Genomic DNA, 26,664 nt, shown 5'->3' on the forward strand with positions numbered 1-26,664 from the left:
CTAAAGCTCCACACCCAGGGCGCGGGTAACGCGCAGAGCGCTGCACACGCCGTCTTCATGGAAGCCATTAAACCAGTAGGCACCGCAGAAATGGCTGCGGTGATGTCCACCGATTTCACTGTAACGCTTCTGGGCGGCAACAGCCTCCAGGGTGAATACGGGGTGGGCGTAGTCGAATTGCTTGATTACCTTTTTCGGGTCAATATCGCTGTTTCTATTCAGGGTGACACAGAAGGTTTCCGGTGCATCGTCAAAATTTTGCAGGATATTCATGTTGTAGGTCACCGAAACCGGCTCGGTGCTATGCTCCGGGATAAAGTAGTTCCAGGCCGCCCAGGCAAGACGGTTGGAAGGAAGCATGGAGCTATCGGTGTGAAGCACCACATCATTGCGCTGATAGGTGATGGCTCCCAGGATCTCCAGTTCTTTTTCGGTGGGGTCTGTGATCATCCCCAGTGCCTGGTCACTGTGACAGGCGAATACCACCTGATCGAATTCCTGCTGCTCACCGTTTGCCGTGACAACCACCTTGTCCGGATGACGAACCACCGAAGTGACGGGGCTGTTCAGATGGGTATGGCTACCCAGTCGCTCCATCATCGCGTCCACGTAGCGGGCGGAACCGCCGGATATCACGCGCCAGGTGGGCCTGTCATCCACGGACAACATGCCATGGTTGTTGAAAAACTGCAGGAAGAAACGAATGGGAAACTGCTCCAGCACAATCTCCGGCGCTGACCAGATGGCAGCCCCCATCGGAACGATGTAGTACTTGCGAAAATAACGGGAATAGCGATTACGGTTAAGGTATTCGCCAAGGCTTTCCTCATCACCGATGTTACCTGCCGCCAGGTCGGCACGAGATTCCTGGTTGAATCTGAGGATTTCCCGAACCATCCGCAGGAACGGCAGGTTCAACAGGTTTCTCCTCTGGGCAAACAGTGTGTTCAGGCTGGTGCCATTGTACTGAAGGCCGGTCGAGTGGCAGTCGACACTGAAACTCATGTCGCTGACTTCGGATTTTACCCCCAGCCGATCCATCAACTTGATGAAATTGGGGTAAGTCCAGTCATTAAACACGATAAAGCCAGTATTCACCGGCCATTCCCGGCCTCCCGCAGTAACCGGTTCGGTATTGGTATGCCCACCGGCATAACTGCCCGCTTCAAACAGTTCGACCTCGTATTTTTCCGACAATAGCCAGGCTGTTGTCAGCCCCGATACACCCGCCCCAATGACTGCAATGCGTTCCCGGTTGTTACTCATCCATTGGATTCCTGTTCTTTCCTGTTTGCCGGCTCATGTTGGCGGACATACGGTCAATAAGGCCCTGGGGCAGGGCGCCAAGAAGCTTGAGTGTCCAGGTGAAACGCTTGGGGAACGCGATCTCCGTTTTCCCTTTGCGCAGTCCGGTGACAATACGCGTTGCCGCATCTTCCGCCGACACCAAAAAAGGCATGGGGAAGTCGTTACGGTCAGTCAGTGGAGTTTTGACAAATCCTGGCGACACCACAACCACATCAATGCCTTCGGAGGCCAGATCTGCTCTCAGCGAATGGGCAAAATACGTTAGCGCTGCCTTGGAAGCGCCGTAGCCTTCTGCGCGCCCGAACGGAAACCACCAGGCCGATGAACTGACAATGACCAGCGTGGCCGACCGACCCTGCTGTGCGGTTCGGCGAAGGGCGGGCAAGGCGATGTCTATGCACCGGGCCGTACCAACAACATTAGTGGTAACGTTGTGATCAATGATGCTGCTGTCGTAATCAGCAATTTCCAGGTATTCGCAGGTGCCTGCATTCAGGATGGCCATGTTCAGATTGCCGAAGGCCTCCAGGTCACCGCTAATTGACTGAAGCGCGTCCCGGTCCGTGGTGTCAGCCGTGGCGGCTTTCATCCTTTCCGGGGCCAGGGAACACAATTCGTCGAGAGCTTCCTGTCTGCGCCCGGTTATTACCAGCCGATGGCCCTGTTGCATCAGTTCGCGGGTTACAGCCTCTCCGATGCCTGAACTGGCTCCGGTGATCCAGATATTGGACGTTGATTCAAGTCGTTGACTCATCCTGCCTGATTCCTTATCCAGCGAATAACGCCTCCCATTAACGGCAGGTTTTCGTATAGCAACTGGCCAACGTCAAAGTAATCCCGGTGAGACGTGACACGGCCTTCGCGGATAATCAGTTGGCTGATTCCGTCAACTTTGACGGCCTTGCCTTTGCGAATCCGCTTATGCTGCAGGCTCATTACCCAGGGAATACACACGTTTTCGCCACTGATAACCGGGTCGCCGAACTCAAAGCCGCAGGAGATAACATTGGCGTAGGCACCAGTGAAGTACTCGGTGAGTTCGTCGATACCGCGAACGGTACAAAAGGGGTCCTGAAACCACACATTGTCACTGTATATGCTATTCAGCTCGGCCATGTTGCCAGCGCAAAGGTTGTTAAAGAGTTGTTGGAAACGGTTGAGGGTTTCGTGCACGGATGAATTCCTGTTGCCCATTTCAATAATCGAGGCGGTACTCACAATCGCTTCCTCCTTACTGCGTCCAGTTGCCGGGTTTCTTCCTGAATGTGCTCTGGAATCGGTTTCATGTCCCAGATGATCCCCAGGCGTGCTAACAGCCAGAGTCCATACCAGGTCATATCCACCTCATACCACCGGAATCCCTGACGCACAGACTGTGGCCAGCGATGGTGATTATTGTGCCAGCCTTCGCCCATAGTAATCAGCGCCAGCCAAACGTTATTTCTGCTGTCATCGTCGGTTTCGAATCGACGCTTGCCCCACACATGGGACAGGGAATTGATCGACACCGTGGCATGGAAAAGTGCAACTGTAGAAATAAAGAAACCCCAGACAAGCAACTGAAGCCCATTGGTGTTCAGTCCAGGCGCCCAGGCAGCCAAGCCTTCGCCCAGCGCATAAATGGCGGCGGCGGCCGCGGCAGGCACCAGCGAGTCAAATCTGTTCAGGAACTTCAACTCTGGAAATTTCATCCAGTCCTTGACCCGGCGTTCATCCATGGCAAATCCCGCGTCGCAAGTAAACCAGCCAACATGTGACCACCAGAAACCGCCCTGGTGAGGAGAGTGCAGGTCCTTCTCGTCATCTGAATGCTGGTGGTGGTGGCGGTGGTGAGCGGCCCACCACAGCGGGCCACGCTGGGCTGCACTGGCTCCCAGTACCCCGAACAGAAACTGGGTCACCCGGCTGGTCTTGAAAGTCTTGTGGGCGAAGTAACGATGGTAGAAACCTGTAATGGCAAACATGCGCACAACGAAGAAAGCGACCGCAAAAAAGACCGCAAAGGCACTGGTGCCAGTAAAGATGACCAGCAAGCATGCGAGATGAAGTGCTATAAAGGGAACGACTCGCAGGAAGTTGAAGGCTCGCGAGCCCGTGTCGAGGTGATCCGAACCCGCAGAGGAGTCGAACCATCTCAGAATGTTTGTCAGCCAGTTTTGCACTCGGGTCATACCCTGATTGCCCTTTAGTTCGTGGTTTACTCAGTTACGTTTCATTTACCGATTTTGGATGCACCATAAACGATGTTTAACCAAACCGATCAGATGCCTGTTATACGCCGGATAGCCATTGTTGGTTCAGGGCTTGCTGGCCTCACAGCCGCTCTTTTACTGAAGGAACGAAATCTTGCTGTCACGGTCTTTGAGAAAAGCCGTGGCCCGGGAGGGCGTATGGCCGCAAAGCGGGTTTCCGGTGGCTCTGCCGACATCGGTGCCCAGTATTTCACAGCGAGAAATCCTTCTTTTATCAGTTTTCTGAACCACCATGCCGGTGAGCAACGTTTCGGAGTCTGGCCGGGGCGGTTTGGCTATCAGAACGATGATGGCGAATGGGAGGCCTTCCCCGATGATAGCCGGTATGTCGGGATTCCCAGAATGACCGCGATCACGCGGGGGCTGTCCTCGTCGCTGGATGTAAAATCTGAAACCCGTATACAACATCTGGTTCGTAGTGGCCGGGGGTGGACGCTCCAGGGCTCCAATGGTGCAACTTACGGCCCCTTTGACGCAATAATTGTAACTGCGCCGCCTGCACAAGCTCAGGAACTGCTCAGCAACAGCGAATTGAAAATGCTTGCCGACACGCTCGATGAATCGGTGCGCCATATTCAGCCGTGCTGGGCGACCGCCGCACATTTCGCGGCGCCCCTGGAACAGCCGTACGAGGGAATGCGGTGTCATGATGAGGTGCTTTATTGGGTCGCCAACAATTCCAGCAAGCCTGGTCGGGAAGATCAGGGCCAGTGGTGGGTTCTGCACGCGAATCCTGAATGGTCCCGCAGGCATCAGGACGCGGAGCCGGAAAAGGTTACGGCAGAAATGGTCGCCGCATTTCAGCGGGTTATTGGCTCTGAAAACACACCGGATGAGGTGGTTTCACATCGCTGGCTATATGCGAAATCGTCATCAACAGACAATCCCGGCTTTCACTGGTTTGAAGATCAGTGCATTGGCCTGGCCGGTGACTGGCTGAATGGTGGCCGGGTGGAAGGCGCATTCGAGAGTGCTAAGGGCCTCGCGGAAAAAATTCTATCCCGATGAGGTAGATCAGGGTTTGCTCAGGACGTCGGGCCTGACATAGAAGTGGCTGATGGTGCCGTCGCTGAATTTGCTAAAAAATGCACTGACATCGGTAATCTTTTTCAGCGAGCGGGTTCTGTCGATCGGGTTCCTCACCAGCACTTTGATGCCATTGAAATTGTCCTGAATATTTGAGAACCGGGCGCGCATGGAGCAGGTCACCACCTGCTCAGGATCCAGGTGCAGCTCCCGGGCTAGCCAGCTGCCGTGATCAACGATGCCCGTGGCAGAAAGGTCTTCACGTGTGTCCAGGTGGTTCAGCTTGATGCGGTCCACAATACAACGCGAGTAGCTTGCGGGCTTTCTGCGGGCGACCTTTCGAAATGCTTCCCAGAAGAAACTGTCGGTCAGCTCCGCGAAATACCGCATGTTGCTGAGACAGGTGTCCACCCAGTCAAAAATCTCCGGATCTTCCAGCACCTCGTTGATGGCTTCCCGTAACAGCCAGTCGAAGCCAAGGGCGGTTTTGTGAGCATATACCTTGCGGTACATCTGGTGGCGGCTGTAGACAAAGTCTTCCAGCGCACCAAGCCCTTTCTGGGTGATGGCCAGCCCCATCCATGGTTCACGCACATCCCAGCCAAAGCGCAGGTTACTGAGCAGATGGTCAAGATTGAAACCGCCGATAGTCACCGAAGAGTGAAACCCGTCCCGGAGCATGTAGTCTGCCCTGTCGGCATCAATTTCCCCGGATACGATGGAAGACAACAGATCCATCACCAGCCGCGGCGTGTCAGCCTCACTTAGCACGCCGGATTCCGCGTCCTCGCCGGCGATAAAGCTCCAGAAAGTTCGGGCGTGCCTGCAGAAAGCGTCACTGGGGCTGACATCCGTGGTTTCCATGATTCCGATCACGTCTCTGGCATGCAGCCCCGCGGAGTCAAGATCGATGGATGACAGCACATCATGAGCGACCCGCACGGAATAATGCTCGTGTTCAAGCTCTTCCGGTCGCTCAGAGTGGTAGATCGAGTAATCAACGCCTTCCCAGAGATCGTCAAACCGGGCCGGACGTGACATCAGTTCGTGTATTCGACGGGCTTGGGTGAACTGATGGGAGAAGCTTGAGTGGCCGCTATCGTGTAACAGGCAGCCAAGGCGAATGGTTTTGGCCAGGTAATCGATGGCATCCAGTTGGCTCAGGCTCAGGTCGGTCTGATCGCTGAGTTGACGCTCCCGCAGGTAGGCATCGATCATGGAGCGGAACATGCGGGTGCCGACATGCATCACACCAATACTGTGCAGAAAGCGGGAGTGAGTCGCACCGGGGAACACCAGGCTGAGAATATCATTCTGGCAGATATTGCGCAGACGCTGGAACAGGGGATGATCAATAACCGTGATTTCATGCCGGTAAAGTGGGATGCCACCGTGAACCGGATCCATGATCAGCTTGTCATAGGCCCCGAGCAGATCATTTACGGCACTTCTCATAGATTACAACCCCCCAAAAACATCAAACAGCTCTTGTTATATCACAGGGGCGTGCCAGAATAGATAGCACAAAGCTAATTTCCCGTTTACCGATGGTAGTTTAGGGCAATAATCATGACATCGCGCACCGAGCGCATTCTTATAATTGATTCGGATGAGCGTGCCCGTTCGGAGCTGGGCCGTTACCTTGAGGCCAGGGGGTTCTATGTGACCGGCGGTGCGGACCTGGGCTCGGCTACGGCCCTGTTCAACGACAACATGCCCGATATCATCTTCGCCGACATGCCGCCTGACGCCATAGGGGAGTTGGCTTCAAAACTGGAAGATGCTGAAACCTTTACCCCCATCGTTGCCTGTTACTCCACCGAAAATGCACCGGAGATCGTCAATGCCCTGCGAGCAGGGGCGGCGGATATCGTTCTGAAACCCTGCTCCGACGATCGCGGAGCACTGGATGACGTCATCGGAAAGCTGTTTGACCGGGTGCGGGTAAACCGCCTCAACCAGCTTTACCGTCAGGAACTGGAAGAAGCCAATCGCGACTTGCGGGACGGTATTGCAGAGTTGCGGGCTGACCAGAGGGCAGGGCGAAAGGTCCAATTGAGGATGTTGCCAGACAATGAACAAGTCCTGTCAGGCCTTTCTATTGACCATCTGATCAAGCCATCGCTGTTTCTCAGCGGTGATTTTCTTGATTACTTCCGTATATCCGAAGACAAAGTGCTGGTTTATATTGCCGACGTATCCGGCCACGGTGCCAGTTCGGCGTTCGTTACGGTATTACTGAAAAACCTGACAAACCGACTTCAGCGTAACCTCAGGCGCGGTTCCAGCGATGATATTCTTTATCCGGAGCGTTTCCTGGAACGCATCAATTCGGAACTGCTGGATACTGGCCTGGGCAAGCACGTGACCGTATTTGTCGGGATTATTTCCACCACCGATCGGCGCCTCCGGTATTCGGTAGGCGCGCATTTTCCCATGCCCATACTGTCCTTCGAGGGCGGCCGCACCGAGTTTCTTGAGGGCAGCGGGTTACCGGTAGGGCTGTTCGAAACACCGGAGTGGGAAGTCTACGAAGTGCCGCTGGAGCAACCGTTCCACCTGATTCTGTTTTCAGACGGTATACTGGAAGTGATCAAAGCGAAAAGCCTTGATGAAAAGGAAAAGACATTACTTGAACTCGTCTCGGGAGGTAGTCACACTATTGCTTCACTGAGCGACGCTCTGAATCTCGACGAGATCACAGAGTTACCTGACGATATTGCTATCGTATCCGTCACGGATGCCGTTCCCGGTATCGATAGCCCAACGTCGAAATAGTGGCAATGGATTCAATGGCTGGTTACAAGATCCTGCAAGCTGTGAAACAGGGCATTTATGTCCTGAAGTTTATTGGAGAAATCCGGCTGAACCTGTGTTCGACGCTGGACAATCTGGTTGAGTCCATCACCCAGGATCCCGAATTCAAAACGGTGGTCATTGACCTCACGGAAACCGAGATTATCGACAGCACCACCCTTGGGTTGCTTGCCAAGATTGCCATGGCAGCCCAGAAACGCAGTAATTTCCTGCCAACGATGATTTCCACTAACCCGGACATAACCCGGATTATCACTTCCATGGGTTTCGACAAGATTTTCATTATTGTTCGAGAACCCGCCTCCCGCATTGAGGAACTGGAAGAAATACCCGTATTGCGCGCCAGTGAACAGGACGTGCGGGACAAGGTTCTGGAAGCTCACAGGGTGCTGATGGGTCTGAACAGCCACAACCGGGAAGAGTTCAGGAACCTGGTGCGCGCCCTCGAATGCGAAGAGACCGGGTGAGTCTGCGAGCAACAACGGAATAATTATGCCTGATAAAAAAGCCCCACGGCCACCGGAGCCCGCTCCAACAGGCCACGATGTGGCAGTCCTTGGCGGCGGAAGTTTTGGTACCGCCATGGCCAAGGTGCTCGGAGAAAACGGGCACACAGTGCACTTCTGGATGCGTGATGCAGCCCAGGCAGATGAAATCCGCGATACCGGCGTAAACAGCCGCTACATGCCTGACGTCAAGCTGACTGGTGATATCCGGCCGACAACGAATCTTCCGGAAGCGATAGGCAAGGCAGAGGTTGTTCTCGTCGCCATACCCAGCAAGGCGTTCCGATCCGTCATCAAGGACAACAGCGCGGAGTTCCGCGACGGACAGGTGGTTGTCAGCCTGACCAAGGGTATTGAAGAGCATGGTTTCAAGCTGATGAGCGAGATCCTCCAGGAAGAGACCCCGCGTTGCCGAATTGGTGTTCTCAGTGGCCCGAACCTCGCCGGAGAAATAGTTAGCCAGGATCTCACCGCCACCGTTATCGCTGCCAAGGACCCGGATGTCCGTCGCACGGTGCAGGAATTACTGGGCTGCGAATACTTGCGGGTCTACGCCAACGTCGATGTGTATGGGGTAGAGCTTGCCGGGGCCCTGAAGAATATTTATGCCATTGTGGCGGGCCTGGCCTCAGCGCGAGACCTTGGTGAAAACGCCAAAGCGATGCTGATTACCCGTGGGCTGGCGGAAATGAGCCGGTTTGCTGTCAGCCTCGGCGCCAACCCGATGACTTTCATGGGGCTGGCGGGCGTTGGAGACCTGATCGTAACCTGCACCTCACCGAAGAGTCGTAATTATCGCGTAGGCTATGCTGTGGGCAAAGGGCAGGCGCTTGATGACGCTGTCGCTGACCTGGGGCAGGTCGCTGAAGGCATCTATACTCTTAAACTGGTTAAGGAAAAGTCTGAGGCTATTGGTATTTATATGCCCCTGGTACGGGGCCTGTATGAAATACTTTACGAAGGCGCATCCATCAGCGCGGTAATCAATAGCCTGATGATGTCGGTCCAGAATTCCGACGTGGAATTCATTCTGCCGCGTACTCTTAGCCAATAGTCAGGCAAACAGCACCTCGGCAACTCCGGAGGTAACCAGTGCACTTGATTATCATGCGTCACGGTGAGGCCGGTTGGCACACCCTCGACAGAGAACGCGAACTGACGGAATTTGGCCGGCACGGCGTGGCGGATGTTGCAGCGCAGATTGCGGAGTCACCCTGGCGGCCTGAGTTCATCTGGAGCAGCCCCCTTGTTCGTGCACGCCAGACAGCTGCAATCGCATCCGAGATCCTCAATTGCGCGGTTACCGAGAAAGACTATATCACCCCCGATGATGACCCGGGGCGCTGCCTGGATGAGCTTATTGAAACGGCGCCGTCACACCTTATGATTGTTTCTCACATGCCGTTTGTAGGCAGCCTGTCGACGTTGCTGGTGGATGGCCACCGCAAAGGTATTCCCTTCATGACTGCGCAGGCCGTTGTACTCGAGATGCCCGTTGCGGGGCCAGGGTGCGCAGACCTCAGGGCACAGTTCTTACCCTGACCGGACTTATTGAGGAATCAGACTTATGACTCAGAAACCGGAAACGATCGCCGAGCAGGTCGAGAAGGCACAAGCTCCGGGCAACGGATTGCCACCACTGCACGAATGGAATCCGGAGCTGTCGGGCGACATCGATATTGTCATCGCTCGCGATGGCCAGTGGCTGTATCAGGGCAAGCCCATTAACCGTGAAGCCATTGTCCGATTGTTTTCCACCATCCTGCGGCGGGAAGATGACGGACACTATTTCCTGGTCACGCCGGTGGAAAAATGGCGCATAACTGTCGAAGACGCGCCTCTGCTCGCGCACTCCCTTCGCGCAACTGGCGAGGGCAAAGATCAGGTTCTGTCCTTGACCACAAACACCGGGGAAGTCGTAGAGATTGGAGAGGCGCACCCACTTCACGTGAGCACCTACGACGGCACTGATGAGCCTCGCCCGGTCGTGAAACTGAGGCACGGGATTGAAGCCAGGCTCGTCACCGCCGCCTATTACGACCTTGCGGATCTGGTAACCGAAGATTCCAGCGATGGCGAAACGGCGCCAGGTGTCTGGAGTCATGGAAATTTCTATAAAATTGCTGCCAACGGTTGAATTACCCGGCACCATCCCAAATAACTGACGGTAGAAAACGCAGTGCGACAGTTGTTAAACTGTGTTTTCGTACTTGTTACCGAGCCTGGCTCTCTAACGAGGCCCGGTGGTCGTAAGTCCCTCTGTGCAGTCTGGCTGTTCAAGACTACTTTCGATTGCCCAAACTTAAATCAAACAGTCATTGCGACACGCAAGGAGATCACATGGCCCAACCTCGTGTTGTCACCATCCATTACACGCTCACCAACGACCAGGGAGAAGAACTGGATTCCTCCCGTGTAGAAGGTCGTGAGCCTCTGTCCTATGTGGAAGGTGCTCAGAACATTATCGGCGGACTGGAAAATGCGCTGAATGAAAAGAACGCCGGCGACCAGGTGAAAGTATCTGTCGAGCCCGGCGAAGGTTACGGCGAAGTCAACGAAGAGCTGGTTCAGCCGGTTCCGCGTTCTGCGTTTGAAGGTGTGGACACCATCGAGCCGGGCATGCAGTTCCAGGCACAAACTCCGGGCGGCCCCCAGGTAGTTCGTGTTGTGGAAGTAGGCGACGAAACTGTCACTATCGATGCAAACCACCCGCTGGCAGGCCAGACCCTGCACTTTGACGTGGAAGTGGTTGAAGCTCGCGACGCAACCGACGAAGAGCAAGAGCACGGTCACGCTCACTGATTTCGTTTGAGTTGTAAATAAAAACGGCCCCAAAAGGGGCCGTTTTTATTTCGACTATACGAACCCTGTTACATGTTCGGATAATTCGGACCGCCGCCGCCTTCCGGCGTCACCCAGGTAATATTCTGGGAAGGGTCCTTGATGTCACAGGTTTTGCAGTGGACGCAGTTCTGAGCGTTGATCTGGAACTTCTTGCCGCTGCCATCTTCCGCCTCAACCACTTCATACACACCAGCCGGGCAGTAACGCTGCGCAGGCTCGTTGTACTTCGGCAGATTCTGCTCGATCGGAATGGCCGGGTCCGTCAGCTTCAGGTGAATCGGCTGGTCTTCCTCGTGATTGGTATTGGAAATAAACACCGAGGACAGTTTGTCGAAGGTCAGCTTGTTATCCGGTCTTGGATAGTCAATCTTCTTCGTCTGATCAGCCGGCTTCAGCGTTGCATAGTCCGGTGTAGTGTCGTGAAAGGTAATCGGCAGGCTGCCCCGCAGGATGTTCTGCTCGAAGTAGGCAATAGCACCGCCCACGATATTGCCGAACTTGTGCATGGCCGGGCCAAAGTTGCGCTCGGCGTAAAGCTCCTTGTACAGCCAGCTGTCCTTGAAGCGCTCCTCGAAGCTGGTAATCTCCTCGCCGCTCTTGCCATCCTTCAGTGCCTCGAACACGGCTTCCGCGCCCAGAAGTCCTGATTTCATGGCGGTGTGAGAGCCCTTGATCTTGGAGCCGTTCAGGGTGCCGGCATCGCAGCCAAGCAGAAGGCCGCCCGGAAAGCTCATCTTTGGCAGGCAATTGAAACCGCCCTTGGTGATAGCGCGCGCACCATAAGCCACCCGCTTACCGCCTTCCAGATGTTTTTTGACCTCTGGGTGCAGCTTCAGGCGCTGGAACTCGTCAAACGGGCTCAGGTGCGGATTGCTGTATGACAGGTCCGCGATCAGGCCCACATAGACCTGGCCATTTTCCAGGTGATAAAGGAAAGACCCGCCGGTAGAACCGGATTCGTTCAGAGGCCAGCCAGTCGTGTGGACAACCAGGCCAGGCTCGTGTTTGGCCGGGTCGATGTCCCACAGTTCCTTGATGCCAATGCCGTAGTGCTGCGGATCCTTGCCTTCGTCCAGCTTGAAGTCACTGATAAGACGCTTGCCCAGGTGTCCGCGGCAGCCTTCAGTAAACAGGGTGTACTTGGCACGCAGTTCCATGCCGGGCATGTAGCCGTCTTTCTTGGAACCGTCACGGGCAACGCCCATGTCGCCGGTAATAATGCCTTTAACCTGGCCATCTTCAACAATGGTTTCAGAGGCGGCAAAACCGGGATAGACCTCAACACCCAGGCCCTCGGCCTGTTCCGCCAGCCAGCGGCAGAGGTTGCCCAGGCTGATTATATAATTGCCGTGGTTGTGCATGTTTTTCGGCACAAAGGCATTGGGAACTTTGGTGGCTTTTTCCTGGTTCTTCAGCAGGAAAATGTCATCACGGGTGACCGGCGTATTCAGCGGCGCACCTTTCTCTTTCCAGTCCGGGAAGAGCTCATTGAGGGCAGTGGGTTCAAATACTGTACCTGCCAGAATATGAGCACCGATCTCGGAACCCTTCTCGACAACGCAGACCGTCAGCTCCTGTTCGGCTTCCTGAGCCATCTGCATGATACGGCAGGCTGCTGAAAGGCCAGCTGGCCCACCGCCGACGATCAGAACATCAAATTCCATCGATTCGCGTTCCACGTTGGTCTCCTCATCTTTTTTAGTGATGCCAACAGGCAATTTCTCAGGGGCGACATCATACCGGTAAAACGGCGCACAGACGAATCCCACAAGGCGAAAGCACCTGTTTTCTTAACTGAAAGGATACCGCAATTGATTAATCAAACAAACGTTTGTTTGAAATTTGGCTGTACCTTTGGCATTGTTTAACCGCGCTGGGCCAAAACGTGTTTTTTGAGTCGTTTTTTAGTATCGTCTCACGCTCAGGTGGAGTCAACCGGTGTTCATTGGCCGCGAACGCGGCCTTTTAACGTCTTGAAGGGCTATTGACCCCGGTGCCCTTTGCCTGCAGTATTATGACGCCCTGACAGACAGCAGGTCCCGCGAGCATGTGCTGTTCTCAAATGTAAACTCATCGTAGAAGAACGAGGAATCTATGAAGGTTCTGGTCGCTGTAAAACGAGTTATCGACTACAACGTAAAGGTGCGCGTCAAGCCGGACAATACCGGTGTTGATCTCGCCAACGTCAAAATGGCAATGAACCCTTTCTGTGAAATCGCTGTTGAAGAAGCGGTTCGCCTTAAAGAGAAGGGTGTTGCCAGTGAAATCGTGGTGGTATCCATCGGCCCGAAGGCCTGCCAGGAGCAAATCCGTACCGCTCTGGCTCTGGGTGCCGACCGTGGTATCCATATCGAAACCGACGAAGAGGTTCAGTCTCTCGAAGCGGCCAAGCTGCTCAAGAGCGTGGTTGAGAAAGAAGAGCCCAAGCTGGTCATCCTCGGCAAGCAGTCCATCGATTCCGACAACAACCAGACCGGCCAGATGCTGGCTGCACTGACCGGTATGGGTCAGGGCACTTTCGCCTCTGAAGTCGTTGTCGAAGGCGACAAGGTAAATGTGACCCGTGAGGTTGACGGCGGCCTGATGACCGTTGCTCTCAACCTGCCAGCGGTTGTGACCACTGACCTTCGCCTGAACGAGCCGCGTTACGCCTCTCTGCCAAACATCATGAAGGCCAAGAAGAAGCCGCTGGACAACATGAGCCCGGCGGACCTGGGTGTTGAGCTTGCTCCGCGTCTTTCTACCCTGAAGGTAGAGGCTCCTGCCTCTCGCCAGGCAGGTGTGAAGGTTGCTGATGTAGCTGAGCTGGTCGACAAACTGAAGAACGAAGCGAAGGTGATCTGAATGAGCATCCTTGTAATTGCTGAACATGACAACAGCGAGCTGAAGCAGGCAACCCTGAACGTTCTGGCTGCCGCCAAAGCAATCGGTGGCGACATCGACGTACTGGTAGCCGGCGAAAACTGCGGCGCAGTAGGCGAAGCAGCAGCAAAGGCTGAAGGCGTGAACAAGGTAATGGTTGCCGACAACGCCGTTTACGGCCACTTCCTGGGTGAGAACCTGGGCGAGCTGGTTGCCGAGGTAGGTAAGAACTACAGCCATATCCTGGCCGCCGCTGGCACCGTTGGCAAAGATTTCATGCCACGGGTTGCCGCACTACTGGACGTTGCCCAGGTTTCCGACATCATGCGTGTGGAGTCCGAAGACACCTTCGTTCGCCCGATTTACGCAGGTAACGCCATCGCCACGGTTAAGTCCACTGACAGCATCAAGGTGGTTACCGTTCGTCCGACCGCATTTGATCCGGTTGCCGGTGAAGGTGGTTCTGCAGCTGTTGAGCAGCTGGACGTTGTGAAAGACGCGGGTCTGTCCCAGTTCGTCAACGAAGAGCTGGCGAAGTCTGACCGTCCCGATCTGGCAAGCGCCGGTATCGTGGTTTCCGGTGGTCGCGGCATGCAGAACGGTGAAAACTTCAAGATGCTGGAGCAGGTAGCTGACCTGATGGGTGCCGCTGTTGGTGCTTCACGCGCTGCGGTAGACGCCGGCTTCGTGCCCAACGATATGCAGGTCGGTCAGACCGGTAAGATCGTGGCACCACAGCTGTACATTGCCGTTGGTATCTCTGGTGCCATCCAGCACCTGGCCGGTATGTCTGATTCCAAGGTGATCGTTGCGATCAACAAGGATGAAGAAGCACCGATCTTCCAGGTTGCCGATTACGGCCTGGTAGCGGATCTGTTCGAAGCGGTTCCGCAACTTGAAGAAGAGTTGAAGAAAGTGCTGTAACTTTCTGTTTCTTTGATAAAAAAGGCACCCAAGGGTGCCTTTTTTATGGTCAGAATCCTATTCGTCGTTGTGATTTTTCCGCCCTGTAAGCTTCTTTTCTTTCTTACTGATAAACAGTGTGTCCGCCAGGATATGCAGTGCTTTATTGGTGGTGTGAACCGTACGATAGATCCGGTCGCTGGTGTAATCATGGCTGTCCCGTGCGCGGCGGGCATTTTCCCGGAACTCCTCGCTGGTTGAGAAGCGATCTATCAGGCTGAAGGTGGTCGTTGTAATAGCCTTGTGAACTTTCTCCACCGCACTGGTGCCATTCTTGACCGTATCCTCCAGTAACCGGGCTCGATTGCGGGTTTCCATCAGGTCCATTCGGCTTTTCTGGAGATGGCTATGGGCGGAAATCTGCTTTGCTCTGAGTAACCTCAGGTTGCGGGTGTTTCGGGTGTGCTGCCTGATGGTCATAGTGATAAGCCCGATAGCCGTAACGGTAGCAAACAGGCTGAGCAGGGTGGTTGCGTCCATAGTTGCTCCTTGTGGCTTTTATCGGTATTCCAGTTTCATTTCAACGTCGATTTCCCGTTCCGCCAATTCAATTTCCAGTTCTTTCATCACTTCCACGTAAACCAACCGTTGAACCATAACGGGAAGGCGGTCGGCCAGCATTCTGGCCGATTTGGATTCGCGTTTGGCCAGGGCAATCGGATCAAGCACCCGCAGCGTAAGTAAAATCTCCGGATTTCTTGTATTATCAGGGCCATAGCTTTCAGACAGTGTTTCGTCGATTATGCGTTGCTGACGCTTCACTCGCCAGAAAAGCCAGCCGCTGACAATGACGAGTATGAGGCTCAGTACCAGAAGCAGGGTGTTCAATGGGGTAACCTCCGCAATTCGGGTTTATCAATCCTGACAGAGTGTGCAGGATCGGCCAATTGAATCGATTGGCCCGTGAGACGTTTTTTCAAAATTTTCAGGGAAACAACCGTAAGGATAATGACATGGTCTGGTTAAAAGCGTTTGTCAGTGGTTTTCTCGCAACACTGATTTTCCACCAGGGGCTGTTTGCCCTGTTCTACGCAGTAGGTATGGTGCCATCGGCTCCGTTCAACCTTAACCCGGTACCGCCTCTGGGGGTACCCGCGGTGTTCTCACTGGCATTCTTTGGCGGGCTTTGGGGACTTGTACTCTGGGCCATTCTTGGGCGCCTGAACGGCTTTAAGTTCTGGTTGGGTAATGTAATAGTAGGCGCCATCGGGCCAACCGCGGTGGCTATTCTGGTCGTCTTTCCGCTCAAGGAGCTTGCGGTGTCTGCCCAGACCTGGATCGGAGGATTGATCCTTAACGGCTTCTGGGGCCTGGGCGTCGCCGTTTTCCTGGTAATGATGGGCGCAAAGGCGGCCCGTTCCGGCGCTGGTAATTCATAATCGATCCTGACGGATTAAGGACATTCAATGAGCACAAAGACTGACACCACATATGACATCGTGGTATTCGGTGCCACCAGTTTCGTGGGGCAAATTCTCACCAACTACCTGTTTGAAACCTACGGCGTTGGCAAGGATGTTCGCTGGGCCATCGCCGGGCGATCAGAGAGCAAACTGCACACCCTGAAACAGAGCCTGGGCAAAGGCGCGGGTGATTTGCCGATGATTGTCGCGGATGCCAGCGATGAGGGTGCCCTGAAAGCCATGTGTGATCAGACCCGCGTCATCATCTCAACTGTCGGCCCTTACGCCCTGTATGGCGAGCCACTGGTCAAGGTCTGTGCCGAAAGCGGAACAGATTATTGCGACCTGACCGGCGAGGTACAGTGGATCCGCAAGATGGTGGAAACCTATGAGGAGACAGCCAAGGCCTCTGGAGCTCGCATCGTCCATTGCTGTGGTTTTGACTCCATTCCGTCGGACATGGGCGTCTGGTTCCTGCAGGAACAGGCGGAAGCAACTTTTGGATCACCCTGCCAGGATGTTCGCATGCGGGTGAAAGTCGCCAAAGGCGAGTTCTCCGGCGGTACTGTGGCCAGCATGATGAACGTAGCCAAAGAGGCGGCGGCCGACCCCAAGCTACGCAAGGAGCTGGCAAACCCGTTTTCCATCTGCCCACCAGACCATCGCTCCAAAGCCCGTCAGCCCAGCCTGAAAGGGGCGGAATTCGATAAGGACTTTGGTGTCTGGTTGGCGCCATTCGTGATGGGCGCGATCAATACCCGGATTGTCCACCGGTCCAACGCCCTGCAGAATGCCCGCTACGGGAAAGAGTTCACCTACGACGAGGCGATGATGACAGGTCGGGGCATTAAAGGCCGTCTGGCAGCCTATGGCATTACCGGCGCTCTGGGTGGTTTCTTTACTGCTTCTGCGTTCAAACCATCTCGTTGGGTTGTTGAAAAGTTCGTGCCCAAACCGGGTGAGGGCCCAAGCCCGGAAGCTCAGGAAAAAGGCTTCTATGATCTGCGATTTGTGGGAAAAACCGTCGATGGCAAAACCATCAAGACCAAGGTGACTGGCGACCGTGACCCGGGATACGGCTCTACAGGCAAGATGTTAGGCGAAGCCGGAATGAGCCTTGCGTTTGATGTGGACGGCGACAAGCAGGGCGGCTTCTGGACGCCGTCATCACTGCTTGGTGGCAAACTCTTTGAGCGCCTGACCAGCAAGGCAGGCCTGGGCTTCGAGGTTCTTGAAACCAGCTGAACCAGTATCAGCTGAGCCTGATGGTGCGGTCGGAGGAGGGTAAAGCCTCCGGCGCGTGCCCCAGCGCAACAACGGTCCTGCCTGCCAACCACCGCTTCATCCCCACTGCAATCCTTTCTCTGGTTGGTGCGTCTACTCCAGTAAACGGCTCATCCAAAATCACCAGCGGTGCTTCATTCAGGAGCACACGCGCCAGCGCAATCCGTCGGGCTTCGCCGCCGGAAAGCTTGCTACCCATCGAGCCTAGCCAGGTATTGAGTTGCGATGGTTCGTGAGTGAACCGATCTGCCATGGCCACCAACTCCAGAGCTTGCCAAAGCTGAGCATCAGAGGCATCCGGATTGCCAATCAGAAGATTGGCTTTCAGGGTATCCTCGAACAATACTGTCTGCTGGGTAAGGTAGGCAGCTGAAAGGCAACGAGCGCTGCCGGACGCGGGTTTTTCCAGACCAGCCATCACCTCGGCCAAGGAGGATTTGCCAGCGCCGGAGCTGCCAATAATGCCGATCCATTCTCCGGTGCAAACCTTCAGATCGAATCGACTGATGACAGGCGAATGATCACCAAACCGGATGGTAACCCGTTCCAGTTCCAGCGCATTGTGACTGTCCAACGGTGGCTGTCCAGCATCGGACTCCGTGCCCGGAGCAGTCGAGCAATCACGGTTGAGCCTGGCGGCCGAAGCCAGTGTTCCGCCAAGTCTGGCAAACGCATCGGGGAGCATTGAATAGACCTCCAGCAACCCCAGCAGGGCCACTGGCAGCAATACCACCACCGGTCCGCTAATGGCGTTTTGCTGGAACAACTGAAGCCCTATCCACAGGGCAAGCACAACAGCCAGGTTGACCATGACCTGGGCCAGGCCGAGGTTCCAGCCGGTGCGGGTATCAGCCCGGGAGTCGTTGCGGGTAATCTGGTCTGCCTGCCGCAGGCAGAGTGCGGCGTGTTTGCCGGTGCGCCCTGCCGCCGTCAGTTCCGCGAAGCCCTCGACATGCTCAATAACATCCGTTCGTAGGCGTTCCCGTGCATCTGTCTGACGGTAGACCAGATGGTAGGTGCGCAGATAAACCACAGCCGTCGCAACCAGAAATCCCGGTAACAACGTGATCAGAAGGCCGATGGCGAGACTCTGGCTATAGAATGCCCAGGCCACGATGATCAGCATGGACGTTACCAGCGCCGCGAGGGCCGCAGGGGCGATCAGGCGAAGGTAGAGGGTATCCAGCGCATCCACATCATTGGTCAGCCGAGACAGCCACTGGGGGCCTTGTAAGGCGCTTCTGCGGCTACGTGTCGAGAGACTGAGGCGCTGGAACAGGGCAACCCGTATATCCGTCAACAGGCGCAGCACCGTGTCGTGGTTGTAAACCCGCTCGGCATATCTGGCTACTGTGCGGGCAACGGCAAAAAAACGTATCCCACCACCGGGAACATAGAGGTTGAGTGACGCCTGGACACCGGCCGCCAGCAAAATGCCGGTAAGGGCAGTGGCGGTGATAAACCAGCCGGACAATGCCAGCAATCCCATACCCGACAGCAAGGTGGCCAGAATCAGCAAGCCTCCCACTGTCAGCCGGATCGGACGCCTGAGTATCAGTGTCAGCCAGGGCCAGAGTTCACGCATCCTGCACACTCCCATCGGTTACCAGCAAGGTTCTGTTTGCCAGAGTCAATAAGGCCTGGTGATGAGTTGCGAAGATCAGCGTCTTGCCTGCCCGAGCGAGCTTGTGGAGCGCTTCGAGAATGTAGATTTCACTGTCGCTGTCGAGCCCTGCCGTGGGCTCGTCGAGGAGAATCAGGTCGTAATTTGCCACAAACACCCGCGCCAGGCTCAGCCTGCGGGCCTGGCCGCCAGACAACCCCTGACCATCCTCGGTAGTTTTGCTGTAAATGCCTCGTTCCCGACTGTTCAGCAGACTCCCCAGGCCGACCTGGCGCAAGGCTGTTTCTATAGCAATATCTGTTGCGTCCGGTATGGTGAGGCGAAGATTATCGGCCCAGCTACCGTGTACCAGAAACGGCGACTGGCCAAGCCAACCGAACGGCTGTTCTCCGGGCTCGGCACCAAACACCGAGATCCTACCCTGATCCGGTTGCATGAAGCCCGCTATCAGGTATAGCAAAGAGGATTTGCCACCGCCGGAAGGGCCGGTGAGGGCGATGACGTCGCCTTGTCGTATCTCCAGCGACAGGTGATCCAGTACCGGGCGTTCGGCATTGTATGCAAGGGAGAGATCCTGTACGCAGATCATGTCCAGTGCCTGCGGCTGAAATGCCTCCGGTGAAGCCAGGTTGGCGGCCTCAACACTCTGCAGTCGCGCCACAATTTCAGCACCAGCGCCCATGGCGGCAGCACGGTCATGATAGTGCTGTGACAACAGACGCAGAGGCTGGAAAAATTCAGGTGCCAGCAGCAGCACCAGCAATCCAGAGAACAGGGTAAGGTCCTCGGACGGCCCGTAGGTGATGTAGCCCAGCAAGCCAAAGCCAATGTAGATAGCCACCACGGCGATGGCTACCGAGGAAAAAAACTCCAGTACGGCGGAGGACAGAAAGGCAACCCTGAGGGTTTTCATGCTAACGCGGCGATAATCATCGGATCGCTTGCGCAAGGTCTCCGCGGCAGGTTCCGTCTGACCGAACAGCTGCAACGTTGTCAGACCCCGAACCTTATCCAGGAACTGGCCCGACAGCCGGCCAATGGTCTGGAAATGCTGCTGGTTAAGCTTCTCGGCACCCATGCCCACCAGCGCCATGAATAGCGGAATCAGAGGCGCGGACAGCAACAGGAAAACCCCGGCCAACCAGTCCAGCGAGAAGACCACCCCCAGAATCAGTAATGGCACCACCACAGCCAGAACCATCTGCGGAAGGAAGCGGGCGAAATAGCCATGCAGGGCATCGGTATGATCAAGCCACTCCCGCGCCAGGGTGCCTGCCGATATCTGCCCCATGGCAACAGGCCCGGTCGTCTGCCAGCAGCGGTTGAGCTGGCGGCGCACCTCGCTGCGAATCTTGCGGCTGCAACGGGCTGCAAACCGGGCCTGAAGACCCTGTGCTATTCCCCGGACCAGAATGGCCGCGACAAGCCCGGTAAACAGCAGGGGGAGCTCTTTAACCGGCACTTCGGCAACGATGCCCTGGTGGATAATTCCTGCCAGAAACGCCATTTGCGCAATGGTGGCCAGGCCGACCACCACACCCGCAGATACCGTTGCCAGTATCAGCGGGCGGCCATGGGTAGCTAGCCCGCCCAGCCAGGCGCGGGCTGCGGCCTGTTCTGACACTTAGTGATAACCCTCGCCGGCTCGAACCTTGCCCCGGAAGACCCAGTAGGTCCAGGCGGTGTAGGCCAGCACTATCGGGATGACAAACACCAGACCGATCAGCAGAAAGAGCTGTGACTCGGGTGCCGAGGCGGCGTCCCATAGCGTGTAATCCGGTGGTACCACGTAGGGCCAGCGGCTTACCACAAGGCCAAGATAGGTTGTGATGAACAGCCCCATCGTGGCGACGAAGGGCATACCTTCAGACCGGTTACGCACGGAACGGAAAATCTGGAATGCGCAGATCAATGTCAGCAGTGGCAGTATCCAGATCACCGTCAGGTTCGAAAACCAGCGATCCTGGACCATCTCGTCCACGAACGGTGTCCAGACGCTGATAATAGCGAATACGGCTAAAACGGCCGCCAACAACGGCAGTGTGATCCGGTAAGCCCACTCCTGCAGCCGGCCCTCGGTTTTCATGATCAGCCAGGTTGATCCCAGCAGCGCATAACCGGCCAACAGGCCCAGCCCGGTAAGTACCGTGAACGGGGTGAGCCAGTCCAGAGCACCACCCACATACACCCCGTCGGCGGTTTCGAAACCCTGTATGTAGGCGCCAACAACCGCGCCCTGTGCAAATGAGGCAACCGTGGAACCACCCGCAAAAGCCCAGTTCCAGAGGTACCGGGATGTGTTGGCCTTGAACCGGAATTCGAAGGCAACGCCCCGGAATATCAGCCCCGCCAGCAGCAGGAACACTCCAATATAAAGTGCCGGCAGGAAGATGGAATAAACCAAGGGAAAGGCCGCCAGAAGGCCTGCACCCCCGAGTACCAGCCAGGTCTCGTTACCGTCCCAGACCGGGGCGACGGTGTTCATCATTACGTCCCTGCTTTCTTCACTGGGGGCAAAGGGAAACAGAATGCCCACGCCCAGATCAAAGCCATCCATCAACACGTACATGATGACGCCGAAGCCGATAATAAACGCCCATATGAGGGGCAGATCAAACAGTTCCATAGTCAGTGACCTCCCTGGTTCAGGGGTTTGTGGGTGTCATTGTCACCCATCTCAAACGGTACATGAGCGGCAGAGAAAGGGCGTTTGGGCCGCTCAGCGTCGTATTCGTCGTCAACGCTGCTGTCTTCCAGACCCACGTAAAGCACCCGCATCAGGTAATAAACACCTGCCGAGAACACCATCGAGTAGACCACCACATAACCGATCAGCGTGAACAGCGCCATGCCGCCGGTCAGGGAGGGCGTAACGGATTCAGCCTGGTTCATCATGCCCTGGACCAGCCATGGCGCTCTGCCTATTTCCGTAACAAACCAACCGGCGAGCACTGCTACAAAGGGCGTAAGGCTCATCAAACGGAGTCCCTGCAAGAACCACGGTGTTTGCCAATACCGGCCGTTTTTCCTGAGTACAAGGCCGGCCAGACCGAACAGAATCATTAACATGCCCAGAGCAACCATGACACGGAAGGACCAGAACACGATGGCCACTGGCGGCTGCTCTTCAACTGCCACCTCATTCAGGCCGGGTACCTCGCCATTCCAGTCGTGAGTCAGCACAAAGCTCGCAAGGCTCGGAATACCCACTTCAAAATGGTTCATCTGGTTGGCCTGATCCGGTATCGCAAACAGCAATAGCGGCACATTGCGGGACGTTTCCCAGTTGCCCTCCATGGCGGCTACTTTCATTGGCTGGTGCTCCAGGGTGTTGAGGCCATGAAAGTCGCCTACAACCAACTGGGCCGGCGCAATGAACAGGATAAGCCACAGGCTCATGGACAGTGCTTTCCTGTTAGCTTCAACTTCTCTTTTGCGCAGCAGATACCAGGCACTGACACCGGCCACCACAAAGGAACCGGTGAGGAAGGAAGCCAGGCCCATGTGCATGAAACGGTAGGGGAAAGATGGATTGAATATCGCCTCGCTCCAGGAGGTCACATAAAACACGCCGTCCCTCAGTTCGGTACCGGCAGGAGTCTGCATCCAGCTGTTTGCCGACAGAATCCAGAACGAGGAAATGAAGGTGCCCAATGCCACCATAATGGCGGCAAACAGATGAACGCCGGCAGGAACCTTATCGCGGCCAAACAGCAATACGCCCAGGAATGCCGCTTCCAGGAAGAAGGCGGTGACCACTTCGTAACTGAGAATAGGACCAAGATAGTTCGCCGTGGCCTGGGCAAAGTTGCTCCAGTTGGTACCGAACTGGAAGGACATCACGATGCCAGACACCACGCCCATACCAAACACGACGGCAAACACTTTGGTCCAGAAGGCGGACAGCTTTATCCAGGCCGGATTACCGGTTTTGAAGGCAAGGCCCTCAAGCACTGCGATGAAGGAAGCAAGACCGATGGTAAACACCGGAAAAATGGCGTGAAATGACACCACAAACGCGAACTGGATTCGCGATAGGATAAGGGGATCAAGTTCCATGGGAACCCTCCGGTAACGTTTACATCATAACAAACGGGCCCAGCAAACCCGTTCAGCCGCTGCCTTAGCTCATATTGTTATGTTGTTATTACCGGCAGATCATTGTCATGCTACTAAACATGGCGACAAAACCGATAGGGCAGATTGTCGCACCCGTTGATATAGCACAAGTATGGTGAGGCCAATGAGCTTTTACGAAGACCGGATACTGCCACATATCATAGACCGCGCCTGCTCAATGGGCCAGGTCATGAAGCTGCGCAGCCAGGTAGTGCCGCACGCCAAAGGACGGGTGCTGGAAGTGGGGATGGGTTCCGCTATCAATATGGAATTTTACGATCCGGAACAAGTCGAAATGATTTATGGCCTTGAGCCGTCAGACGGAATGCGTCGAAAAGCTCGGCCCAATCTGGCCAGGTCCCCCATCAAAGTGGAGTGGCTCGACCTGCCCGGTGAACAAATCCCCCTGCAAGACCATTCCGTGGACACGGTACTACTCACTTTCACGCTATGCACGATTCCGGATTGGCATGCTGCATTGCTGCAGATGTGGCGGGTACTCAAACCCGGTGGAGAACTCCTGTTCCTGGAACACGGCGAATCCCCCCACGACAACACCCGAAAGTGGCAACACCGAATTACTCCCGGCTGGAAAAAGCTGGCCGGTGGCTGCCATCTGAACCGTCACATCGCTGATCTCATCCGACACGCAGGGTTCGAAATTCTGGAACTGGAGAACCTTTACATCCCCAAAGCGCCGAAGATTGCCGGTTATATCTACAAGGGCAGGGCTGTGAAACCGGCGCAGGCCTGAGAGGCAGCGACGACCCAGGTACATATTCCGAATTGCGTTACCGTACGCGGCCTTATACAATCCTGCCCGTCAAAACTCCCTCCGAATGCCCGGATGGTGGAATAGGTAGACACAAGAGACTTAAAATCTCTCGGCCGCAAGGCTGTGCCGGTTCGATTCCGGCTCCGGGCACCATTACTATCCAAAGGCTACAGAACTTTCTTAATTGGACCGCTTGATGTGGTTAGTTCTAGTATGCAACTTAATGCTTCCGTGTGAGCTTAGAGTAAGAAAATGGATAAAATTCCAGGACTCTCAGGGACGAATCTGATTGAGGCCGCCTTCCTGGCCCATGATCACCCCGTATTTGTAGTGAGCTGGCAGACGCGCCGGATCCTCGCGGCCAGCGAAGCGGTGTACCGGGTCTTCGGCTGGCGGCCGGAAGAATTGCATGACCGTAGCACCGAAATGCTACATGTGGATGCGGAAAGTTTCCGGCGGTTTGGCGAAATATCGGAAAACATACTCAACTCCGAAAAGGACACATTTCACTGCTTTTACCAAATGCGTCGTCGTGATGGTGCCATCTTCGATTCCGAGAATATGGTAGGCATTATTCGGGGCCAGCACGATGAGCCTGTTGCCGTCGTAAGTGTTGTCTCTGAAATCTCCGAGGGCCGCTCCCTTATGATGCAGCCAGCTGATCACAACCTGGGTCTGGCTTGGTTCGGTGATCGTCTTCCCGGTGGCATCTTTCAGCGCGTGCAGCGCCCTGATGGCAGCGTTGCCTATACCTACATTCACAGTGCTCTTGCGGACCGGTTCGACATCGATCCGGAGCAGGTCAGGAGCGATCCGAACATCGTACTGGACCGACTCCATCCCGACGACCGGGAGCGATTGACCCATGCGCTTGTTCACGCTAATCAAAACCTCTCCGTACTGGATATTGAATTGGCCGCCTTTTCCGTCAGTGGTGAACGCCTGACGTTGCGTAGCATTTCACAGCCGCGGAGACTGGATGATGGCTCCACAATCTGGGACGGGTTGATTCTGGATATCACCGAACAGCGTTTCGCGGAAAACAGGATCCAGCATCTGGTCATGTATGACCGTGTCACCGGATTGCCCAATGTGGTCACCTTTGAACAGCGTCTGCAGCAGGTGATGGCTCACGCTAAGGACGAGGAAACCGTATTGGTGGTCGGCGCCCTGAACGTGATTCGTTTTTACAGGATTAACGAAAGCCTCGGCTTTAAGCGTGGCGACGATGCGCTACGAAAGATAGGCGAACGGCTGGCATCTGTGCTTCACGGCAATGATATGGTCGCGCGTTATGAGGGTGATGAGTTTCTGTTCCTGGCCCAGGGCCTGGAAACGCTGGAAAGCGTTCGGCGGCTGGGCCAGGAAGTCGTAACACTGTTTGATGAGCCGCTCGAGCTGAATGATCACTCTCTTTTGTCTGTATCTGTGAAAGTCGGACTGTCGGTTTTTCCGGATGGTGCCGGAACAGCCGATGAACTGCGCCGGAAGGCGGATCTGGCGTTGCAACGGGTACGCAAGGATCCAGACAGAAGTTTCGAGTTCTATTCTGAGCAAATGAGCCAGGAAGTGCTGGAAACTTTGGCACTGGAGAGGAACCTGAAAGAGGCTATTCAGGCTGGCGTCATTATACCCCACTACCAGCCGCAATTCGAAGCTGCCAGCGGTCGGCTCAGTGGCATGGAAGTGCTGGCCAGGTGGCCGTTGGCCGAGGGTGGCATGGTATCGCCCGGTCGGTTTATTCCCCTGGCCGAAGAGACCGGCCTCATCCATCCACTGATGGAGCATCTGGTGGATGCAGTGCTAGCTCAGATTACGCGCTGGCGTCAGGACGGTCTTTCACCGCCGCCAGTGGCGATCAATGTGTCTGCCCACCAGATTCGCCGGCCCGGGTTCTTCGACTGGTTATTTGAGCGGCTTGCACGCTACGGGGTGGGAATCGAGGCGTTGACGGTAGAGCTCACGGAATCAGCCTTTCTGCTCGATTTTGAGCATGTCAGGTCGGCTCTTGAGAGTCTGGATGAGAAAGGGGTGCGTTTGTCCATTGACGATTTCGGCACGGGCTATTCTTCGTTGAGCTACCTCAGTCAGTTGCCCTTCCGGGAATTGAAAATTGACCAGTCTTTCGTCTCGGAAGTCGATGTTAATCGCCGAAAGCGGGCGGTGGTTAAGGGCATTATTGAACTCGCCCGCGCACTCGAACTGGAGGTGGTGGCGGAGGGTGTCGAAACGGAAAGCCAGCTGTCCGAACTCAAGGCCCTCGGATGCGATTCGGTTCAGGGATTTTACCTCGGCCGACCTATGGATGCCTCTGCGTTGACTGGTCTGTTGCTAGCCGGGAAGCACTAAATTCACTGCTTGTCATTAGCGAGTTTCAGGCATATTCCCGGATATTTTCCCGCATCACGCCGACCCTACCGATACCACCCGGATAGTCTAAGCTGAATGAAAAGACAGGCTGCACACGTTTCCCTGGTTCATTGAAAAGAGCAGGTGCCCGCCATGAAACCCGAATTCAAGCCCGGCAGAAACATCGCCATGAAAATACCGCCGCATGAGTATGAAAGCACAGTAGATTTTTACCGCGACATTCTGGGATTCCGGGAGCTTACCACCATCGGTACCGACGCCACGCCCCGATTCGAGTTTGGCGATAAGGTGTTGTGGATGGACTGTGTCGCGGGTATCAGCCAGGCAGAGATATGGCTGGAGATTGTCACTGACAATATTGAGGAAGCACTGGAATACCTGCCCGGGCAGGGCTGCCATCGTCGCGACGAAATCGAGCCTTTGCCGGATGGTTTTCAGGCATTCTGGATCTCCAGTCCATCCAATATTATCCATCTGGTGTCTGCAAGCTGACTTGCCGAGCTGGAGTGGA

The 26,664-nt window shown here is 55.4% G+C and carries 26 protein-coding genes and 1 tRNA gene; 15 read left to right on the forward strand and 12 right to left on the reverse strand.

All coding sequences use genetic code 11. The features are described 5' to 3' along the window. Genes M8010_RS11425 through M8010_RS11440 form a run of 4 tightly spaced genes read right to left on the reverse strand, consistent with a single transcriptional unit; the run spans position 1 to position 3,479 of the window. On the reverse strand, positions 1 to 1,266 hold the full coding sequence (locus tag M8010_RS11425; RefSeq protein WP_250091338.1) for an NAD(P)/FAD-dependent oxidoreductase: 1,266 nt from the start codon (positions 1,264 to 1,266) through the stop codon (positions 1 to 3). Then, positions 1,259 to 2,062, reverse strand: a complete 804-nt coding sequence (locus tag M8010_RS11430) for an SDR family NAD(P)-dependent oxidoreductase (protein WP_250091340.1) — start codon at positions 2,060 to 2,062, stop codon at positions 1,259 to 1,261. The genes M8010_RS11425 and M8010_RS11430 overlap by 8 nt, the downstream gene beginning before the upstream one ends. Beyond that, complete coding sequence (locus M8010_RS11435; protein WP_250091342.1) at positions 2,059 to 2,526, reverse strand: nuclear transport factor 2 family protein; 468 nt, start codon at positions 2,524 to 2,526, stop codon at positions 2,059 to 2,061. The genes M8010_RS11430 and M8010_RS11435 overlap by 4 nt, the downstream gene beginning before the upstream one ends. Then, on the reverse strand, positions 2,523 to 3,479 hold the full coding sequence (locus M8010_RS11440; protein WP_250091345.1) for an acyl-CoA desaturase: 957 nt from the start codon (positions 3,477 to 3,479) through the stop codon (positions 2,523 to 2,525). Before M8010_RS11440 ends, M8010_RS11435 begins: the two co-directional genes overlap by 4 nt. Before the next feature lie 93 nt (positions 3,480 to 3,572). Here M8010_RS11440 and M8010_RS11445 point away from each other — a divergent pair, with 93 nt between their 5' ends. Beyond that, positions 3,573 to 4,568, forward strand: a complete 996-nt coding sequence (locus M8010_RS11445) for an NAD(P)/FAD-dependent oxidoreductase (protein ID WP_349666110.1) — start codon at positions 3,573 to 3,575, stop codon at positions 4,566 to 4,568. A 6-nt stretch (positions 4,569 to 4,574) separates the two neighbouring features. On the opposite strand, the gene M8010_RS11450 is transcribed toward M8010_RS11445, so the two are convergent. Continuing rightward, on the reverse strand, positions 4,575 to 6,041 hold the full coding sequence (locus tag M8010_RS11450; RefSeq protein WP_250091348.1) for an HD domain-containing protein: 1,467 nt from the start codon (positions 6,039 to 6,041) through the stop codon (positions 4,575 to 4,577). 114 nt (positions 6,042 to 6,155) lie between these two features. Here M8010_RS11450 and M8010_RS11455 point away from each other — a divergent pair, with 114 nt between their 5' ends. From M8010_RS11455 to M8010_RS11480, 6 genes are all read left to right on the forward strand, one after another. Further along, the gene (locus tag M8010_RS11455; RefSeq protein ID WP_250091350.1) at positions 6,156 to 7,364 is read left to right on the forward strand and encodes a PP2C family protein-serine/threonine phosphatase; all 1,209 of its coding nucleotides are present in this window, start codon (positions 6,156 to 6,158) and stop codon (positions 7,362 to 7,364) included. A gap of 14 nt (positions 7,365 to 7,378) precedes the next feature. Further along, positions 7,379 to 7,870: an STAS domain-containing protein gene (locus tag M8010_RS11460; RefSeq protein ID WP_250091351.1), complete on the forward strand. Its 492-nt coding sequence runs from the start codon at positions 7,379 to 7,381 to the stop codon at positions 7,868 to 7,870. A gap of 25 nt (positions 7,871 to 7,895) precedes the next feature. Continuing rightward, the gene (locus tag M8010_RS11465) at positions 7,896 to 8,963 is read left to right on the forward strand and encodes an NAD(P)H-dependent glycerol-3-phosphate dehydrogenase (RefSeq protein ID WP_250091353.1); all 1,068 of its coding nucleotides are present in this window, start codon (positions 7,896 to 7,898) and stop codon (positions 8,961 to 8,963) included. Positions 8,964 to 9,001: 38 nt separating this feature from the next. Continuing rightward, complete coding sequence (locus M8010_RS11470) at positions 9,002 to 9,451, forward strand: SixA phosphatase family protein (protein ID WP_250091354.1); 450 nt, start codon at positions 9,002 to 9,004, stop codon at positions 9,449 to 9,451. A gap of 25 nt (positions 9,452 to 9,476) precedes the next feature. After that, entirely contained in the window at positions 9,477 to 10,046 is a 570-nt protein-coding gene (locus M8010_RS11475; protein ID WP_250091356.1) for a DUF1285 domain-containing protein, read from the forward strand. A 203-nt stretch (positions 10,047 to 10,249) separates the two neighbouring features. Continuing rightward, positions 10,250 to 10,711 (forward strand): FKBP-type peptidyl-prolyl cis-trans isomerase, encoded by a 462-nt coding sequence (locus M8010_RS11480; protein WP_250091358.1) that lies wholly within the window; start codon positions 10,250 to 10,252, stop codon positions 10,709 to 10,711. Between the two features lie 68 nt (positions 10,712 to 10,779). Here the strand turns inward: M8010_RS11480 and M8010_RS11485 are convergent, their stop codons facing one another. Then, the gene (locus M8010_RS11485) at positions 10,780 to 12,432 is read right to left on the reverse strand and encodes an electron transfer flavoprotein-ubiquinone oxidoreductase (protein ID WP_250091359.1); all 1,653 of its coding nucleotides are present in this window, start codon (positions 12,430 to 12,432) and stop codon (positions 10,780 to 10,782) included. A gap of 415 nt (positions 12,433 to 12,847) precedes the next feature. Between M8010_RS11485 and M8010_RS11490 the strand changes: the two genes are divergently transcribed. Together M8010_RS11490 and M8010_RS11495 are read left to right on the forward strand one after the other, a co-directional pair. After that, complete coding sequence (locus M8010_RS11490; protein ID WP_137434489.1) at positions 12,848 to 13,597, forward strand: electron transfer flavoprotein subunit beta/FixA family protein; 750 nt, start codon at positions 12,848 to 12,850, stop codon at positions 13,595 to 13,597. Continuing rightward, a complete protein-coding gene (locus M8010_RS11495) occupies positions 13,598 to 14,539 on the forward strand; it encodes an electron transfer flavoprotein subunit alpha/FixB family protein (RefSeq protein ID WP_250091360.1) in 942 nt (313 codons plus the stop codon). Positions 14,540 to 14,596: 57 nt separating this feature from the next. Here the strand turns inward: M8010_RS11495 and M8010_RS11500 are convergent, their stop codons facing one another. Then, positions 14,597 to 15,058 (reverse strand): hypothetical protein, encoded by a 462-nt coding sequence (locus M8010_RS11500; protein WP_250091361.1) that lies wholly within the window; start codon positions 15,056 to 15,058, stop codon positions 14,597 to 14,599. Between the two features lie 18 nt (positions 15,059 to 15,076). Beyond that, positions 15,077 to 15,406, reverse strand: coding sequence for a hypothetical protein (locus tag M8010_RS11505; RefSeq protein ID WP_250091363.1), 330 nt, complete (start codon positions 15,404 to 15,406; stop codon positions 15,077 to 15,079). Between the two features lie 125 nt (positions 15,407 to 15,531). On the opposite strand from M8010_RS11505, the gene M8010_RS11510 reads away from it, so the two are divergent. Together M8010_RS11510 and M8010_RS11515 are read left to right on the forward strand one after the other, a co-directional pair. Then, positions 15,532 to 15,957 carry a hypothetical protein gene (locus M8010_RS11510; RefSeq protein ID WP_250091364.1) on the forward strand — a complete coding sequence of 142 codons (426 nt, stop codon included), beginning with the start codon at positions 15,532 to 15,534 and terminating at the stop codon, positions 15,955 to 15,957. Between the two features lie 27 nt (positions 15,958 to 15,984). Continuing rightward, positions 15,985 to 17,226: a saccharopine dehydrogenase family protein gene (locus tag M8010_RS11515; protein WP_250091366.1), complete on the forward strand. Its 1,242-nt coding sequence runs from the start codon at positions 15,985 to 15,987 to the stop codon at positions 17,224 to 17,226. A 7-nt stretch (positions 17,227 to 17,233) separates the two neighbouring features. Here the strand turns inward: M8010_RS11515 and cydC are convergent, their stop codons facing one another. Genes cydC through M8010_RS11535 form a run of 4 tightly spaced genes read right to left on the reverse strand, consistent with a single transcriptional unit; the run spans position 17,234 to position 22,948 of the window. Beyond that, positions 17,234 to 18,850, reverse strand: a complete 1,617-nt coding sequence (gene cydC, locus M8010_RS11520) for a thiol reductant ABC exporter subunit CydC (RefSeq protein WP_250091367.1) — start codon at positions 18,848 to 18,850, stop codon at positions 17,234 to 17,236. Next, entirely contained in the window at positions 18,843 to 20,513 is a 1,671-nt protein-coding gene (gene cydD, locus M8010_RS11525; RefSeq protein WP_250091368.1) for a thiol reductant ABC exporter subunit CydD, read from the reverse strand. The genes cydC and cydD overlap by 8 nt, the downstream gene beginning before the upstream one ends. Then, entirely contained in the window at positions 20,514 to 21,515 is a 1,002-nt protein-coding gene (cydB, locus tag M8010_RS11530; protein WP_250091370.1) for a cytochrome d ubiquinol oxidase subunit II, read from the reverse strand. A 2-nt stretch (positions 21,516 to 21,517) separates the two neighbouring features. Continuing rightward, the gene (locus M8010_RS11535; RefSeq protein ID WP_250091372.1) at positions 21,518 to 22,948 is read right to left on the reverse strand and encodes a cytochrome ubiquinol oxidase subunit I; all 1,431 of its coding nucleotides are present in this window, start codon (positions 22,946 to 22,948) and stop codon (positions 21,518 to 21,520) included. A 184-nt stretch (positions 22,949 to 23,132) separates the two neighbouring features. On the opposite strand from M8010_RS11535, the gene M8010_RS11540 reads away from it, so the two are divergent. The 4 genes from M8010_RS11540 (at position 23,133) to M8010_RS11555 (ending at position 26,645) form a co-directional block, all read left to right on the forward strand. Further along, entirely contained in the window at positions 23,133 to 23,762 is a 630-nt protein-coding gene (locus tag M8010_RS11540; protein WP_250091374.1) for a class I SAM-dependent methyltransferase, read from the forward strand. Positions 23,763 to 23,849: 87 nt separating this feature from the next. Next, a tRNA-Leu gene (locus M8010_RS11545) sits at positions 23,850 to 23,936 on the forward strand. Between the two features lie 99 nt (positions 23,937 to 24,035). Further along, complete coding sequence (locus M8010_RS11550) at positions 24,036 to 26,132, forward strand: putative bifunctional diguanylate cyclase/phosphodiesterase (protein WP_250091375.1); 2,097 nt, start codon at positions 24,036 to 24,038, stop codon at positions 26,130 to 26,132. Positions 26,133 to 26,285: 153 nt separating this feature from the next. Next, positions 26,286 to 26,645, forward strand: a complete 360-nt coding sequence (locus M8010_RS11555; RefSeq protein ID WP_250091377.1) for a VOC family protein — start codon at positions 26,286 to 26,288, stop codon at positions 26,643 to 26,645. Positions 26,646 to 26,664: the final 19 nt, after the last annotated feature.

It is taken from the genome of Marinobacter sp. ATCH36, from assembly GCF_023555055.1.
Classification (GTDB): domain Bacteria; phylum Pseudomonadota; class Gammaproteobacteria; order Pseudomonadales; family Oleiphilaceae; genus Marinobacter.

Coding starts and splice junctions, on each gene's coding strand:
- M8010_RS11440 (WP_250091345.1), bottom strand. CDS start 3,479: ATGACCCGAGTGCAAAACTGGCTGACAAACATTCTGAGATGGTTCGAC.
- cydB (WP_250091370.1), bottom strand. CDS start 21,515: ATGGAACTGTTTGATCTGCCCCTCATATGGGCGTTTATTATCGGCTTC.
- cydC (WP_250091367.1), bottom strand. CDS start 18,850: ATGCGTGAACTCTGGCCCTGGCTGACACTGATACTCAGGCGTCCGATC.
- M8010_RS11535 (WP_250091372.1), bottom strand. CDS start 22,948: ATGGAACTTGATCCCCTTATCCTATCGCGAATCCAGTTCGCGTTTGTG.
- M8010_RS11490 (WP_137434489.1), top strand. CDS start 12,848: ATGAAGGTTCTGGTCGCTGTAAAACGAGTTATCGACTACAACGTAAAG.
- M8010_RS11475 (WP_250091356.1), top strand. CDS start 9,477: ATGACTCAGAAACCGGAAACGATCGCCGAGCAGGTCGAGAAGGCACAA.
- M8010_RS11465 (WP_250091353.1), top strand. CDS start 7,896: ATGCCTGATAAAAAAGCCCCACGGCCACCGGAGCCCGCTCCAACAGGC.
- M8010_RS11555 (WP_250091377.1), top strand. CDS start 26,286: ATGAAACCCGAATTCAAGCCCGGCAGAAACATCGCCATGAAAATACCG.
- M8010_RS11455 (WP_250091350.1), top strand. CDS start 6,156: ATGACATCGCGCACCGAGCGCATTCTTATAATTGATTCGGATGAGCGT.
- M8010_RS11425 (WP_250091338.1), bottom strand. CDS start 1,266: ATGAGTAACAACCGGGAACGCATTGCAGTCATTGGGGCGGGTGTATCG.
- M8010_RS11515 (WP_250091366.1), top strand. CDS start 15,985: ATGAGCACAAAGACTGACACCACATATGACATCGTGGTATTCGGTGCC.
- M8010_RS11450 (WP_250091348.1), bottom strand. CDS start 6,041: ATGAGAAGTGCCGTAAATGATCTGCTCGGGGCCTATGACAAGCTGATC.
- M8010_RS11430 (WP_250091340.1), bottom strand. CDS start 2,062: ATGAGTCAACGACTTGAATCAACGTCCAATATCTGGATCACCGGAGCC.
- M8010_RS11480 (WP_250091358.1), top strand. CDS start 10,250: ATGGCCCAACCTCGTGTTGTCACCATCCATTACACGCTCACCAACGAC.
- M8010_RS11445 (WP_349666110.1), top strand. CDS start 3,573: ATGCCTGTTATACGCCGGATAGCCATTGTTGGTTCAGGGCTTGCTGGC.
- M8010_RS11550 (WP_250091375.1), top strand. CDS start 24,036: ATGGATAAAATTCCAGGACTCTCAGGGACGAATCTGATTGAGGCCGCC.
- M8010_RS11510 (WP_250091364.1), top strand. CDS start 15,532: ATGGTCTGGTTAAAAGCGTTTGTCAGTGGTTTTCTCGCAACACTGATT.
- M8010_RS11540 (WP_250091374.1), top strand. CDS start 23,133: ATGAGCTTTTACGAAGACCGGATACTGCCACATATCATAGACCGCGCC.
- M8010_RS11495 (WP_250091360.1), top strand. CDS start 13,598: ATGAGCATCCTTGTAATTGCTGAACATGACAACAGCGAGCTGAAGCAG.
- M8010_RS11460 (WP_250091351.1), top strand. CDS start 7,379: ATGGCTGGTTACAAGATCCTGCAAGCTGTGAAACAGGGCATTTATGTC.
- M8010_RS11500 (WP_250091361.1), bottom strand. CDS start 15,058: ATGGACGCAACCACCCTGCTCAGCCTGTTTGCTACCGTTACGGCTATC.